Genomic DNA, 14,739 nt, shown 5'->3' with positions numbered 1-14,739 from the left:
TCAGGTAAGCGACGAAGTACCCCATACACTACCGGGGCGAATGCCCTGGTAAGGATAGAATAATGAATAAGGCGAGCGAACAACGGCGCCTGTCGGCGGGTCAAGTGGACGTTTGGTGTTGTGCGACTGACGACCCGCGACTATTAGCGAAGATGGATCGCTATTTGAATATGCTCTCTGATGAAGAGAAGCAGGAATACGATCAGCGTCAGCATGCTGGGCAAGCAGAAGAATACCTGGCCAGTAGGGCGTTTTTGCGCACAGTACTGGCGCAGTACACGGGGCAGGAGCCGGAGCAGCTGACATTCGACAGCAACGACTTCGGTAAACCTTTTCTACCAGCGTACAGCGATAGCGTAAGCTTTAATGCCGCCCACACCCACGGCTTAACGCTTTGTGCAGTGACCAGTGGCTGTGATATTGGCGTCGACGTCGAATTCCAAACTGATAGCCAGGGAATGCTGGACGCTGCTGATGATTATCTTTCTCCGGCGGAAATGCTTGCATTGCGCGAAGTTGAGGAAGAAGGGCGGCTAAGTGTTTTCTTTCGCTCCTGGACATTGAAAGAGGCGTATTTGAAAGCGCGCGGCAAAGGCTTGTCGATTCCGCTGCACGATTTTTCGGTACTACTCAATGGTTTGGATGTAAGCCGCTTTGACGCCGATGACGCCGAGCGTTGGGAATTGCGCTTACTTGCTCAAGATGAAGATTTTACGGCTGCTATCGCTGTGGCCGGAAAAATAGCTGAAATCAAAGCGTTCCATTGCTTGCCTCTCGTTGAAATGTCCGAGCTAGGTCAACTCGCTGAATTACTACCTGCGGCTAAGTCATAGGCTTGGTTTCTGCTGCAGTCCCTGCCAAGGAGGATGTGTGTACAAAATTCTTACCCTGAACCAAATCTCTGTGAAAGGCCTCGAGCGCCTGCCTCGCGAACAATATGAGATCGCCAGCGAATTTAGCTCACCCGACGCCATTTTGCTGCGCAGCCACAAATTGCAGGGCACGGATATTCCGCAATCGGTCAAAGCCATCGCTCGCGCAGGGGCTGGCACTAACAACGTGCCCGTCGCAGAGTGCACAGACCGGGGTATCCCGGTATTTAATAGCCCGGGTGCTAATGCCAACGCGGTAAAGGAGCTGGTCATAGCGGGCTTGACGTTGGGTTCGCGCGGTATTCTCGAGGGAATTGCCTACGTGAATACGCTAGGGGACATGAAAGATGGCGCCGCTCTTGCCAAATTGTTAGAAAAGGAAAAGAAACGCTTTAAGGGAAATGAGCTGGCGGGCCGCACTCTGGGTATTGTTGGCCTGGGGGCTATTGGCTCGATGATCGCCAGAGCCGCGCTTGACCTGGGCATGAAGGTCATTGGTTACGACCCCGCGCTGTCAGTCGATGCCGCATGGCGTTTGCCAAGCGCGGTGAAAAAAATGGAGAACCTGGGCAGCTTGTTTGCCCGTGCCGATTACATCACCCTCCATCTCCCGGTACTCGATGCAACGCGAGGGCTGGTGAACGCCGAGCTTCTGAGTAATTGTCGCCCAGGCACGTGCTTGCTGAATTTCGCACGTGAAGAGATTGTCGATGTTGCTGCGGTGATCGATGCCCTGGATGCCGGGCAGCTACGTCGCTTCATCACGGACTTTCCAACGCCGGAATTGATTGCGCGTGATGAGGATGTGGTGCTGATGCCGCATATCGGTGCCAGCACCGATGAGGCCGAAGAAAATTGCGCGATCATGGCGGCTGATCAGTTAGATGATTTCCTGCGTAACGGAAACATCAAGAACTCGGTAAACTTTCCGAATCTGCAGCTTGAGCGCAGTGGTGATGTGCGCCTAGCCGTGGCCAATCGCAATGTGCCGAAAATTCTTGGCAGCATCTTGGCGCTGTTATCCGATGCAAACGTAAATATCATTGATATGCTTAACAAAAGCCGCGATGAAATTGCCTATAACCTTATCGACTTAAACGGCAATGTCGACGACGCATTGCTTGCAAAAATTGCTGACCTAGACGGTGTGGTTAACGTGCGAGTCATTCGCTGAGTGCAGCTCACTTGGCGACCCTAGGGAGAGCCCCATGAGTAGCCTTGAAACCATTGAACGCTTATTGAGAGACCAGGCCGGCAGACCACCGATTGAAAAGTGGCAGCCGGCGCTGAGTGGCGAAATCGACATTCAGATTTTGGCTGACGGGCGTTGGGTTCACGAAGGTGGCGAAATCAAGCGCCATGAGTTGGTTAAGCTATTTGCCTCTATTTTGCGGTGCGAAGCGGATGGTCACTATTATTTAGTCACTCCGGTCGAGAAATGGCGCTTACAGGTTGAAGACCTCCCGCTGCTGATCATTGACATGGAAGTAGGCGAATCAACGTCGGAAGGGCGTAGAATTGCCGTTAAAACTAACGTCGATACATGGCATGAGCTCGGTCCTCAGCATCGGCTCAGTGTGACCGAGTCACCTGATTCGGGGGAGCCGAGGCCGGCCGTTTCTCTCGAGCACGGCTTGTCAGCAAGAGTCAATCGCGCCTGTTTTTACCGCCTGGTAGATCTGGCTGAGCAGCATGGCGATCGACTCATTGTTCGCAGCGCCGGTGAACAATTTGAGCTAGGGCGTGTATAAGTAACCCCGGACACTTTGGGGAGATGAAAACCAAAAAAGGCAGCCATCTGGCTGCCTTTTTTGTTGAAGCGTCTTAACTACATGTTGGGATAGTTCGGTCCGCCCAAACCTTCAGGAGTCACCCACACAATATTCTGGGCGGGGTCCTTAATGTCACAGGTCTTGCAGTGCACGCAGTTTTGCCCGTTGATTTGGAAGCGCGCTTGGCCACCTTCGTCTTCGACCACCTCATACACCCCTGCTGGGCAGTAACGCTGAGCGGGCTCGGCGTACTTGGGCAGGTTGTCACGAATAGGCAGCTCGGCGTCCTTCAGCGTCAGGTGGCAGGGCTGATCTTCTTCGTGGTTAGTGTTAGAGAGGAATACTGACGACAAGCGGTCAAAGCTCAGCTTGTTATCAGGCTTGGGGTACTCAATCTTTTTGCAGCTGTCTGCAGGCTTCATTTGCGCGTAATCAGGCTTGGTATCGCTCAGCGTCCAAGGCAGGTTGCCGCCAAAGATATTCTGATCGATAAAGGCATAGGCTGAGCCGAAGAAGTTGCCGAACTTGTGCTGAGCTGGGCCAAAGTTGCGCTGAGCGTACAGCTCTTTATACAGCCAGGAGCCTTCAAAAGCAGTGGTGTATTCGGTGAGTTCTTCACCGGATTTATTGTCTTCAGTCAGCGCCTTGTGGACAACTTCTGCGGCCAGCAAACCGGACTTCATCGCGGTGTGGCTACCTTTGATCTTGGCAAAGTTCAGCGTGCCCGCGTCACAGCCAATCAGCAGACCACCTGGGAAGGTCATTTTTGGTAGAGACTGCAGGCCGCCTTTTGCGATAGCCCGAGCGCCGTAGGACACGCGCTCACCGCCATCGAGGTACTGCTTGACGACGGGGTGTTGCTTATAGCGTTGGAATTCCTCGAAGGGAGACAGCCACGGGTTATCGTAGCAGAGGTCGGTAATCAGGCCGATTGCGACTTGGTTGTCTTCCAGGTGGTAGAGGAAAGAGCCACCTAGGGCGCCATTTTCAGAGAGTGGCCAGCCGGCAGTATGAACGACCTTACCTTGTTCGTGCTTGGCGGGATCGATTTTCCAAAGTTCTTTAATGCCGATGCCGTAATGCTGGGGCTCTTTGCCCGCATTCAGGTCGAATTTTTCCATCAAACGCTTGCCGAGGTGACCGCGGCAGCCTTCTGCAAACAGGGTGTATTTTGCATGCAGCTCCATGCCGGGCATGTAGCTGTCTTTTTGGCTGCCATCTTCGGCAATGCCCATATCGCCAGTGACGATACCTTTTACACTACCGTCGTCATTGTACAGAACATCAGCAGCGGCAAAGCCGGGGTAGATCTCTGCACCCATGCCTTCGGCCTGCTCGGCCAGCCAGCGGCACAGGTTGCCCAGGCTAATAATGTAGTTACCTTCGTTGTGCATCGTTTTGGGCACAGCGAAGTCGGGAACTTTGATGGCTTTTTCACCGCTGGTCATGAAGTAGATATCATCACCAGTCACTGGCGTGTGCAGCGGCGCGCCTTTTTCTTTCCAGTCCGGGAATAGCTCGTCCAGCGCGGTGGGTTCAAATACTGCGCCAGATAGAATGTGGGCGCCGACCTCAGAACCTTTTTCTACAACACAAACGCTGATGTCTTTTCCGCTGGTTTCACTTAACTGGCGAATTTTGCAAGCTGCTGCCAAACCTGCAGGCCCAGCACCGACGATCAGGACGTCAAATTCCATTGATTCGCGTTCCACAGACTCTCTCCTCTAAGATTAAGCACAGGTGTAGCCCTTATTGGCTGGGCGTTTTGACACCATTTTTGAAGGCGCAAGTATAAGTGTCAGCACGTAAAAACGCCACATAAGCACCGCTCGGCTGTCAAACTTAACTTCAGTATTACCCGGGGTTGTCCTTTTTTATATGGCAGGAATGACCGCGCAGATCGTATTTTCGGCGATATTCAGCGAAATAGAACTGCGCTATGCCTGTTATTCAGCGGCTGAATAGCGCACTCATGTTGACCTTGACGGCCAATGCCGTCAATATAACGGCGCTTTTTTTAACGGGGCTAAACGTCTGGACGGATCGAATTATTGATCCGCAGCGTAAAGACGACTAGCTGTTTCATTTCATTTACGCGTTTACTGGGGAATCCATGAAGGTTCTTGTTGCTGTCAAACGAGTTGTTGACTACAACGTCAAAGTGCGTCCGAAGTCGGACGGTACAGACGTTGATCTGAATAATGTCAAAATGGCGATCAATCCATTCTGTGAAATCGCTGTTGAAGAAGCGGTACGCCTGAAAGAGAAAGGTGTTGCTACTGAAATCATCGCTGTCTCAATCGGTCCTAAAGTGGCTCAAGAGCAGATCCGTACTGCGTTGGCCCTGGGCGCTGATCGCGGCATCCTGGTAGAAACGGAAGAAGACGTTCAGCCACTGGGTATCGCTAAAGTACTCAAAGCCGTTGTTGACAAAGAGCAGCCGCAACTCGTGATCATGGGTAAGCAGGCGATCGACGGCGACAACAACCAAACCGGCCAAATGCTGGCGGCACTGACCGGAATGGCTCAGGGTACTTTCGCATCAGAAGTTGCCGTTGACGGCGACAGCGTTGCAGTGACTCGCGAAATTGACGGCGGTCTGCAAACCGTTAAGCTGGCATTGCCCGCAGTCGTAACGACTGACCTGCGCTTGAACGAGCCTCGTTACGCGTCACTGCCTAACATCATGAAGGCGAAGAAGAAGCCTCTCGATACACTGACGCCAGACGAGCTGGGTATCGATGTTACACCACGTGTGAAAACCTTGAAGGTTGAGCCGCCTGCAGAGCGTCAAGCGGGTATCAAGGTTGCGGACGTTGCCGAACTGGTTGAGAAACTGAAGAACGAGGCGAAGGTAATCTAATGAGTATTCTAGTTATTGCAGAACACGATAACGCCTCTATCAATGGGGCAACCCTGAACACAGTCAGCGCAGCGAAAGCTATCGGTGGTGATATCGCCGTACTCGTTGCGGGTGAAGGCTGTGGTGCAGCGGCTGAAGCGGCGGCTAAAATCGACGGCGTTAGCAAGGTGCTGGTTGCAGACAACGCTGCCTACGGCCACCAGCTGGCTGAGAATGTGGCGCTGTTGGTCGCAGAACTGGGCAAAGACTACGGTTACATCCTGGCTCCTGCGACCACTAACGGTAAGAACACGCTTCCGCGTGCTGCCGCGTTGCTGGATGTTGCGCAAATTTCAGAGATCATTTCGGTAGAGAGCGCGGATACCTTCAAGCGCCCCATCTATGCCGGTAACGTTATCGCCACTGTTCAGTCTTCTGACGCGATCAAAGTCATCACTGTTCGTGCAACGGCGTTCGATGCTGCTGCCGCAGAAGGTGGTTCTGCTGCCGTAGAAGCGGTTGCTAGCGCACACGATGCGGGTAAGTCCAGCTTCGAGAAAGAAGAGCTGGCTAAGAGCGATCGTCCAGACCTGACTGCCGCAGACATCGTTGTCTCTGGTGGCCGCGGTATGCAAAATGGCGACAACTTCAGCATGCTGTACTCCCTGGCAGACAAGCTTGGTGCCGCAGTTGGTGCATCGCGCGCGGCTGTTGACGCGGGCTTCGTACCTAACGATATGCAAGTAGGTCAGACGGGTAAAATCGTCGCACCGGGGCTGTACATCGCTGTCGGCATTTCTGGTGCTATCCAGCATTTGGCTGGTATGAAGGACTCAAAAGTCATTGTTGCTATCAACAAAGACGAAGATGCTCCTATCTTCCAGGTTGCTGATTACGGTCTGGTTGCAGACCTGTTTGACGCCTTGCCTGAGCTGGAAAGCGCTATCTAATAGCCCTTCAGCTAGTGAGCACAAAAAACCCGGCTTAGGCCGGGTTTTTTGTGCTCGCAATATCGGGAATTTAGCGTAGTAAATAGAGTCAGATAAAGACAATTGGAGGTCGGGTACTCCGGCGTCTGTTCACGGTGGGAGACAGGTAATGAAAAAAATCGTATTTGGGCTTTGCTTGTATGCCGCAGCGATGGCGACTCAGGCCTTGGAACTGGCTAGCGAATCGTCGATGCTCAATGTGGTGAGCGTAAAAAACAATCGCGTTGCCGAGTTGTTTAGCTTTGATGCTGTTACCGGGCAGCTTAATACCACCACCGGCAAAGCGCTTATCAATATCGACCTGGCAAGCATTGACTCAGGGATTGATATTCGCGACAAGCGAATCAAAAAATACCTTTTTGATGTCGATAGCCAGCCATTGGCCACGTTCAACGCCACAATTGATACGGATGCCCTTGCTGCTATTGAGGTATCTTCGCCGCAAGCGATGACCGTTGAGGGCGAACTGATGCTGGGCGGCAAGCGCCAGGCATTGCGTTTTAATACGCTGGTAAGCCGGCTGGAAAATGGTGATATTCGTGTGGTAACCACGTCGCCGGCGTTTATCGATATCGCCGCTTTGGGCTTGGAGCAGGGCATAGACAAACTGCGACAACTTGCTGGGCTGAATTCCATTACGCTGGCGGTGCCCGTCACCTTTTCAGTGCTGTTTCAATAAAGCGCTTAATCCCGGCGTAGCTCATCGCGAATCGCGATGGGCGTCGGGCAGTTGAGCACAACAATATACGATGACACAACAAAGCTCAGAATGGCTGTAGCTTGAATGAGATGAGACGCGCTACTGCCAATGACGCCTTGGTCAAAAGCCAGGTAGGCGATCAACAGCGAGAATTCGCTGATCTGCCCCAGGCGAAGCCCCAGGTCCCAGCATAGCCGCTTAGACGCTAATGTTCGCCGCAGAAGAAAGCGAAAACTCAGTGGTTTTATCGTGAGTAGTATCGCGGCGAGAAGGAGGGCTGGGGTGGCTATTTCTGTGATCAGCGCCAGATTGAAGCGTGCCCCCAACGAGAAAAAAAACAATATTAAAAAGAAATCTCTTAACGGCTTAAGGCTAATTGCGATGTACTGGGATATCGGGCTGGTAGCGAGGCTTATGCCGGCGAGAAAGGCGCCCATTTCCGCAGAAAGTCCCATCGCATGGGCCGCCTCGGCAAGCCCTAAGCACCAACCTATTGCCAGCAAAAAAATGTATTCCTGAAAGCGGTCAAAGCGCTGAATAAGTGGCAGTAATAAGTAGCGTACAGCGACAAACGCCAGGGCGCAGAGCAGGGGGAGCGCGACGAGGGTTTTACCGAGGCTGATGGGCGATAATTCGCCTTGGCTAACGCTGGAAATTAACAGTAGTACGAGTATGGCGATCATATCTTGCAGCAATAAAATCCCGACCATTAGTTCGCCGTTTTCGCGGTGGTGCAAAACGGTGGTTGGCAGTAATTTAATGCCGATAATCGTGCTGGAAAACATCATCGCGGCCCCGATTATCCACGCCTCGGCCTGAGTAAAGCCAAACGCCACGCCAACACTGTAACCAATGGCCAGGAATATTGTGGAGCTAATTAGCGCCATGCCTGTGGTTTTTTTCAGGCTGTGCAGCAGCGCTTGGGGCTGCATATCCAGACCGAGCAGAAAAAGCAAAAACACGATGCCAAACTCGGCGATCTCTGCCAATAAGCCTAAATCGGTAACCCAGCCGCCACCGTAGGGGCCAATGATTGCGCCCAGTGCAATATAGGCAATGAGTAGCGGCTGACGGCTGATTAAGACGAGCGAGGCCAGCAAGGCGGCGCCGCTAAAAATAAGAAAAAATGAGAAGGTCAGGCTGGTTTCCACACGCGCTCCTGCTGCTCTACTTGCGCCGTATCACAATGATCCGGCACTACTCAGCATAGCGGAGCGAATGAGAGGCGTAAAAAAACCCGCATAGCGGGTTTAGTGTGCAATTACGCTTGGCGACGCCGGAACAGGGGGAGTGGCTGGTCCACGCTGGACTGATAGCTTTCGCTGAAGTCGTTCAGGCTGGCCAGCGCGGCTTCCAGCTCGTCGCTGGGCAGGGCATAGCTGGAAAACCCGCAGCGCTTCATATAGAACAGCTGGTCGCGAATAAAATCACCAACGGCACGAATTTCGCCCTGATATCGGCGTTGCTCGCGTAGCTCGCGGGCATAACTGAAGCCGCGGCCGTCCATAAACTTCGGAAAGTCTACCGCCACAAAGCTGAGCGTTGACAAGTCATCGTCGCTCAGTGATTTAGGTGACTCGTCACTGGCCAGATAAACGGCTATTTCGCCCAAGGCGAGCAGGGCGTCGCGCTGCTGCTGCCAGAGCGCCAGCGGAACGATAACGTGGTCGGCACTCGGTAAGGTCTCGGCGTCGCGCCAAACTTGCCAGTTGTCGTCAACAACCTGACCATTCTTAATAATCTTAGGCATATACACGCTCCTTAAACGGCGCCAGGCCTATGCGTTCGTAGGTATCGATAAAGCGCTCTTCGGGGTGGCGCTTTTCAAGGTAGCAGTTGAGTATTTTCTCAACGACGTCGGGAATTTCGTCTTGCGCAAAAGAAGGGCCAAGGATCTTACCCAGCGATGCATTCAGCCCCTGCTGACCGCCGAGCGACACTTGATAGAACTCCTGACCTTTTTTATCGACGCCGAGGATACCGATATTACCAATGTGGTGGTGGCCACAAGCATTCATACAGCCGGAGATATTCAGCTCTATGTCGCCCAGGTCGTAAAGGTAGTCCAGATCGTCGAAGCGGCGCTGAATGGCTTCTGCAATGGGGATCGACTTGGCGTTGGCCAGCGAGCAGAAATCACCGCCGGGGCAGCAGATGATATCGTTCATCGTGCCTACCGTCGGGCTGGCAAGCTCCAGGCTGACAAGTTTTTGCCATAGAGCAAAAAGCTGGCGCTGCTGAATATCAGGTAGTACCAGGTTCTGTTGATGGGTTGAGCGAATTTCACCAAAGCCAAACTCCTCGGCGAGGTCCGCGACCGCTTCAAACTGTTCTGCAGTGATATCACCCGGTGCGACGCCGGTGGTTTTCAGCGATAGGGTCGCGATAGCATAGCCACGTTGCTTATGGGCGTGCACATTGTGGTTGAGCCAGCGGGCGAAATCGACATTCTCGAGGGCGAGGGCCTGGAGATCTTCATTTTCCAGCGCCTCGTAATCCGGGCGAGTGAAAAATGACTGAGCGCGGGCAATTTCCTCGTCGGGAAGGTCTAAATTGCCATCTTTAATAAAGGCCCATTCTTCTTCCACTTTAGCTTTGAAGGCGTCTGCGCCCATGGCGCGAACCAAAATTTTAATACGCGCTTTGAATTTGTTGTCACGGCGGCCCAACTGGTTGTAAACCCGAACGATGGCCTCCAGATAGCTGAGCAAGTGGCGCGGTGGCAAGGCCTCGTGGATAACACTGCCGATAACCGGCGTACGACCCAAACCGCCGCCTACAATTACTTTGAACGCGGTATTGCCGTTGTCGTCTTTGACGATCTGCAAGCCGATGTCGTGAACCAATACCGCCGCCCGGTCTTGCTCAGAGCCGCACACAGCGATTTTGAATTTACGGGGAAGGAAGGCAAATTCCGGGTGAAAAGTGGACCACTGACGAATGATTTCACACCACGGCCGGGCATCTTCAACTTCATCGGCGGCAACGCCAGAGAACTGGTCTGCGGTGACATTGCGAATGCAGTTACCACTGGTCTGGATGGAGTGCATTTCCACCTCAGCCAGATGCTCCAGAATATCGGGAACTTCTTCCAGTTTCGGCCAATTCAACTGAACATTTTGGCGGGTACTAATGTGTGCATAGCCCTTGTCGTACTCGCGGGTAATAAAGGCTAGCTTGCGCAGCTGCTGGCTGTTCAGCGTGCCATAGGGCACCGCAATGCGCAGCATGGGAGCAAGGCGCTGAACATACAGGCCATTTTGAAGGCGCAGCGGCAAAAACTGTTCCTCAGTGATTTTGCCAGCCAGATAGCGCTCGGTTTGATCCCGATACTGAGCGACGCGTTGGCTGATGATCTGCCGATCGTACTGGTCGTATGCGTACATATAACGTGTAATCTCTCGCGTTAAGTGTCATGCGGTCCCGGCGTGTGACGGCGGGGCGCTTAATTATAAATCGGAGCGAATGATAAATTTTAATCGGTTCTGCCACTAACGCTTTTTGCGGATAAGCCTTATGCGTTTGACCGATTACTTCACTCTCTATCTCAGCAAATAGCAGTCTTTTTCATAATCTTGCTATACTGGCGGCTTTTCCAAGCCGGTTCGCCGGGTGTTAACGTCATCATTCCATTGAGGTTGTCATGTCTGACCAAAACCAAGAAGCCCGTGAAGATAATTTTGCTGACGCCTGTGCGTCTGTAGCGATCCTGACGATTGTTATTGCAACCGTCGTATACTGGTTGTCAGGTATGCCTTCTTAAAGCCATCACCCGTCAGCAACAAAAAAGGCTGCCAATTGGCAGCCTTTTTTGTTTCGCCACTGTTAGGGATCGTAGTCCAAAATCGGTGACAGCCAGCGTTCCATTGTCGCCATTTCCATCCCTTTTCGCTTCGCGATGTCGGCCACTTGGTCCTTGCCCACGCGCCCCACGGCAAAGTAGCGTGACTCCGGGTGGGAGTAGTAGAAACCACTCACGGCGGCCGCAGGGAACATCGCCAAGTGTTCTGTCAAACTAATGCCCGTGTTCTCGGTGGCATCGAGTAATGTAAACAGTGTTTCCTTTTCTGTATGGTCGGGGCAAGCCGGATAGCCGGGAGCAGGGCGTATGCCACGGTAGGCTTCCTTAATCAGCGCCTCGTTGTCCAGGTCTTCCTCTGGGGCGTAAGGCCAAAACTCTTTGCGAACACGCAGATGCATGTGTTCGGCAAACGATTCTGCCAGGCGATCAGCCAGCGCTTTCACCATAATGGCGCTGTAATCGTCATTGGCCTCCTCGTAACGCTTCGCTAGCTCTTCCGCGCCGATTCCTGTGGTCACCGCAAAGCCGCCCACGTAGTCTTCGACATCGCTACCCTCGGGGGCAATGTAGTCGGCAAGGCTCATTTGCGGTTTATTGTCCGCTTTTTGGGCCTGTTGGCGCAGGTGATGGAGCAGGGCGATTTCTTCGCCCTGCTCGTTAAACACGGCAATATCATCGCTGCCGCGACGCTTGGCGGGCCAAAAACCAATCACGGCGTTGGCCTTGATGTGCTTCTCGTTAATTAATTTATCGAGCATTTTCTGCGCGTCGTTGTATAGATTTTGCGCAGCCTCGCCGACTTTCTCGTCGTTGAGAATTTTTGGATACTTGCCCGCCAGTCCCCAGGAGATGAAAAACGGCGTCCAGTCGATGGTCTCGCGCAAGGCTTCCAACGGGTAGCCTTCAAAGACTTTGGTGCCGGTAAAGCTGGGTTTGGGCGGCTGATAGTCACTCCAATCGAAAGGCAGGGCGCGCTCGCAGGCCGCTGAATAGTCCAGCAGTCGGGTTTTCTGAGCATTGCCTGCGCGGCGTGCGCGAATGCGCTCGTATTCATCGCGGCGGTCAGCGACGAACTGCGCCTTCAGGTCCTGGCTTATCAGCTGAGTGGCAACGGCGACGCTGCGGGAGGCATCTGGCACGTAGACAGTGACATCATTTTGATACTTCGGCTCAATTTTTACCGCGGTATGCGCTTTCGATGTTGTGGCACCGCCGATCATCAGTGGCACTTGGTAATCCAAACGTTGCATCTCACTCGCCACGTGGACCATCTCGTCAAGTGAGGGTGTGATCAGCCCGCTAAGGCCGATAATGTCTACCTCTTCGGCTTTCGCCGTTTCCAAGATCTTATCGGCCGAGACCATAACGCCCAGGTCGATTACCTCAAAGTTATTACACTGTAGAACAACGCCAACAATGTTTTTGCCAATGTCGTGAACATCGCCTTTCACCGTCGCCATTAGCACTTTGCCGTTGGCCTTGGCGCCGACCTCTTTGCCAGCTTCAATAAAGGGGTTTAGGTAGGCAACGGCCTGTTTCATCACCCGGGCAGATTTTACAACCTGGGGCAGGAACATCTTGCCATCGCCGAATAGATCACCAACAACGTTCATGCCGTCCATCAACGGGCCTTCTATCACGTCGATGGGTTTTGCCGCTTCTTGTCTTGCGGCCTCGGCATCCTCTTCGATAAACGTGGTGATTCCTTTTACTAGAGAGTGCTCTATACGCTTGGCGACCGGCCATTCACGCCAGCTAAGATCTTCCTGCTGGGCCATGCCCTTGCCGTCACCGCGGTATTTCTCGGCGATATCGAGTAGCCGCTCGGTGCTGTCGTCGCGGCGATTCAATATGACGTCTTCTACCGCGTCGCGCAGCTCGTCCGGCAGGTCGTCGTAGATGGCGAGCTGACCCGCGTTAACGATACCCATGTCCATGCCGGCTTTGATCGCATGGTAGAGAAACACTGAGTGAATCGCCTCGCGCACCGGATTGTTGCCACGGAACGAAAACGACACATTGGAAACGCCGCCAGAAACCATGGCGCCGGGGAGTTCGGCTTTGATATAGGCGGTGGCTTCAATAAAGTCGACGGCGTAGTTGTTGTGCTCGTCGATGCCGGTGGCTACCGCAAAAATATTGGGGTCGAAAATAATATCTTCAGCTGGGAAGCCGATTTCATCGACCAAAATATCGTAGGAGCGCTTACAGATTTCTGCTTTGCGCTTAAAGGTATCTGCCTGGCCGTCTTCGTCAAAGGCCATCACCACCACGGCGGCGCCAAACTTCATGCACTGGCGAGCGCGATCGCGAAATTCCTCTTCACCTTCTTTGAGTGAGATCGAATTGACCACGGGTTTTCCCTGAATGCACTTCAGGCCAGCCTCGATAATCTCCCACTTAGACGAGTCCACCATGATGGGCACGCGCGAGATATCGGGTTCAGAGGCAATCAAGTTGAGGAAGGTCACCATTGCCGACTGGGCGTCGAGCATGCCTTCATCCATATTGATGTCGATGATCTGCGCGCCATTTTCCACTTGCTGGCGAGCAACAGATAGCGCTTCGTCGTAATTACCTTCCAAAATCAGCCGCTTGAAGATCGCCGAACCCGTTACATTGCAGCGTTCACCGACGTTGACGAACAGGCTGTCGGCGGTGATGTTGAAGGGCTCCAGGCCAGATAGGCGACATGCGGGCGCTCGCTCCGGCAATGCGCGGGGAGCGATACCTTCCACGGCGCGTGCGATTGCTTCGATATGGGCTGGGGTCGTGCCGCAGCAACCGCCCACTAGATTCAGGTAGCCGCGCTGTGCAAATTCGCGCAGTTCGCCGTGCATATCATCGGGGGTTTCGTCGTACTCGCCGAATTCATTAGGCAAGCCAGCATTAAAGTGGCCGCTAAAATAGCAGTCTGCCGCGTCGGCGAGCTCTTCAACAAAGGGCCGAATTTCGCTGAATCGGCGGCCACAGTTGGTGCCGACGATCAGCGGCTTGGCGTGGGCAATACTATTCCAGAACGCCGTCGGGGTTTGGCCGGAAAGGGTGCGCCCACTGGTGTCGGGAAACGTTACCGATATCATGATCGGTAGCTCAATATTGTGGTCTTCAAAATACTGCAGCACCGCGTATACAGCGGCCTTGGCGTTCAGGCTGTCGAAGATGGTCTCGATTAGCAGCAGATCCGCGCCACCGGTCACCAGGCCGCGGGTGGCGGCATAGTAGTCGCTGACCAGCTTGTCGAAATTGATATTGCGCGCGCCCGGGTCATTTACATCGGGAGAAATAGACGCGGTCCGCGGGGTGGGGCCGATAACACCGGCCACAAACCGGGGTTTATCCGGGTTGCGGGCCGTTTCGGCATCAGCCACCTCTCGGGCAAGCTGGGCGCCTACAACATTGAGCTCTTCGGCGATCTCGCCCAGTTCATAGTCATCCTGCGCGACCATGGTGGAGTTAAAGGTATTGGTCTCGATGATATCGGCACCAACATCCAAAAACGCCTGATGAATATCGCGAATCAGCTGAGGCTGGGTCAGTGTTAGTAGATCATTATTGCCACGCACGTCCTTGTGGTAATCGGCAAAGCGTTCGCCTCGGTAAGCAGATTCTTCCAGTTTGTACTGTTGAATCATGCTGCCCATGGCCCCATCTATTACCAGTATGCGGTCTTTGATGGCAGCTTTTAGTAGATCGGCGCGGGCAGTAGAGTGAGTCATGTAGGTCCTGATGCTGTTTTACGTGGGGCAAGTAGCCGTTCAT

General features: G+C 53.4%; 11 protein-coding genes. 6 read left to right on the top strand and 5 right to left on the bottom strand.

Annotated features, from left to right (window positions below):
• Positions 1-62: 62 nt before the first annotated feature.
• Genes B3K78_RS08275 through B3K78_RS08265 form a run of 3 tightly spaced genes read left to right on the top strand, consistent with a single transcriptional unit; the run spans position 63 to position 2,623 of the window.
• Entirely contained in the window at positions 63-833 is a 771-nt protein-coding gene (locus tag B3K78_RS08275) for a 4'-phosphopantetheinyl transferase family protein (RefSeq protein WP_286695081.1), read from the top strand.
• Positions 834-870: 37 nt separating this feature from the next.
• On the top strand, positions 871-2,046 hold the full coding sequence (locus B3K78_RS08270) for a phosphoglycerate dehydrogenase (RefSeq protein WP_204996498.1): 1,176 nt from the start codon (positions 871-873) through the stop codon (positions 2,044-2,046).
• A gap of 34 nt (positions 2,047-2,080) precedes the next feature.
• Complete coding sequence (locus B3K78_RS08265; RefSeq protein ID WP_286695080.1) at positions 2,081-2,623, top strand: DUF1285 domain-containing protein; 543 nt, start codon at positions 2,081-2,083, stop codon at positions 2,621-2,623.
• Positions 2,624-2,700: 77 nt separating this feature from the next.
• Here B3K78_RS08265 and B3K78_RS08260 read toward each other — a convergent pair whose 3' ends face one another.
• Positions 2,701-4,356, bottom strand: coding sequence for an electron transfer flavoprotein-ubiquinone oxidoreductase (locus B3K78_RS08260; protein WP_204996500.1), 1,656 nt, complete (start codon positions 4,354-4,356; stop codon positions 2,701-2,703).
• A gap of 401 nt (positions 4,357-4,757) precedes the next feature.
• Between B3K78_RS08260 and B3K78_RS08255 the strand changes: the two genes are divergently transcribed.
• From B3K78_RS08255 to B3K78_RS08245, 3 genes are all read left to right on the top strand, one after another.
• Positions 4,758-5,507, top strand: coding sequence for an electron transfer flavoprotein subunit beta/FixA family protein (locus B3K78_RS08255; protein ID WP_204996501.1), 750 nt, complete (start codon positions 4,758-4,760; stop codon positions 5,505-5,507).
• Complete coding sequence (locus B3K78_RS08250; protein ID WP_204996502.1) at positions 5,507-6,436, top strand: electron transfer flavoprotein subunit alpha/FixB family protein; 930 nt, start codon at positions 5,507-5,509, stop codon at positions 6,434-6,436. Before B3K78_RS08255 ends, B3K78_RS08250 begins: the two co-directional genes overlap by 1 nt.
• Positions 6,437-6,584: 148 nt before the next feature.
• Positions 6,585-7,154, top strand: a complete 570-nt coding sequence (locus tag B3K78_RS08245; RefSeq protein WP_286695079.1) for a YceI family protein — start codon at positions 6,585-6,587, stop codon at positions 7,152-7,154.
• Between the two features lie 5 nt (positions 7,155-7,159).
• On the opposite strand, the gene B3K78_RS08240 is transcribed toward B3K78_RS08245, so the two are convergent.
• From B3K78_RS08240 to metH, 4 genes are all read right to left on the bottom strand, one after another.
• Positions 7,160-8,326 carry a cation:proton antiporter gene (locus B3K78_RS08240; RefSeq protein ID WP_286695078.1) on the bottom strand — a complete coding sequence of 389 codons (1,167 nt, stop codon included), beginning with the start codon at positions 8,324-8,326 and terminating at the stop codon, positions 7,160-7,162.
• Positions 8,327-8,436: 110 nt separating this feature from the next.
• On the bottom strand, positions 8,437-8,925 hold the full coding sequence (locus B3K78_RS08235; RefSeq protein ID WP_286695077.1) for a DUF934 domain-containing protein: 489 nt from the start codon (positions 8,923-8,925) through the stop codon (positions 8,437-8,439).
• Positions 8,918-10,561 carry a nitrite/sulfite reductase gene (locus B3K78_RS08230; RefSeq protein WP_286695076.1) on the bottom strand — a complete coding sequence of 548 codons (1,644 nt, stop codon included), beginning with the start codon at positions 10,559-10,561 and terminating at the stop codon, positions 8,918-8,920. The genes B3K78_RS08235 and B3K78_RS08230 overlap by 8 nt, the downstream gene beginning before the upstream one ends.
• 439 nt (positions 10,562-11,000) lie before the next feature.
• Positions 11,001-14,696: a methionine synthase gene (gene metH / locus B3K78_RS08225; protein WP_286695075.1), complete on the bottom strand. Its 3,696-nt coding sequence runs from the start codon at positions 14,694-14,696 to the stop codon at positions 11,001-11,003.
• Positions 14,697-14,739: the final 43 nt, after the last annotated feature.

The sequence above is a fragment of the Spongiibacter sp. UBA1325 genome, assembly GCF_002306875.1.
In the GTDB taxonomy this organism is placed as follows: Bacteria; Pseudomonadota; Gammaproteobacteria; order Pseudomonadales; family Spongiibacteraceae; genus Spongiibacter; species Spongiibacter marinus.
Note: the sequence above shows the minus strand (reverse complement) of the source record. Positions and strands in the feature narration are given on the sequence as shown.

Coding starts and splice junctions, on each gene's coding strand:
- B3K78_RS08275 (WP_286695081.1), top strand. CDS start 63: ATGAATAAGGCGAGCGAACAACGGCGCCTGTCGGCGGGTCAAGTGGAC.
- B3K78_RS08265 (WP_286695080.1), top strand. CDS start 2,081: ATGAGTAGCCTTGAAACCATTGAACGCTTATTGAGAGACCAGGCCGGC.
- B3K78_RS08255 (WP_204996501.1), top strand. CDS start 4,758: ATGAAGGTTCTTGTTGCTGTCAAACGAGTTGTTGACTACAACGTCAAA.
- B3K78_RS08250 (WP_204996502.1), top strand. CDS start 5,507: ATGAGTATTCTAGTTATTGCAGAACACGATAACGCCTCTATCAATGGG.
- B3K78_RS08245 (WP_286695079.1), top strand. CDS start 6,585: ATGAAAAAAATCGTATTTGGGCTTTGCTTGTATGCCGCAGCGATGGCG.
- B3K78_RS08235 (WP_286695077.1), bottom strand. CDS start 8,925: ATGCCTAAGATTATTAAGAATGGTCAGGTTGTTGACGACAACTGGCAA.
- B3K78_RS08230 (WP_286695076.1), bottom strand. CDS start 10,561: ATGTACGCATACGACCAGTACGATCGGCAGATCATCAGCCAACGCGTC.
- metH (WP_286695075.1), bottom strand. CDS start 14,696: ATGACTCACTCTACTGCCCGCGCCGATCTACTAAAAGCTGCCATCAAA.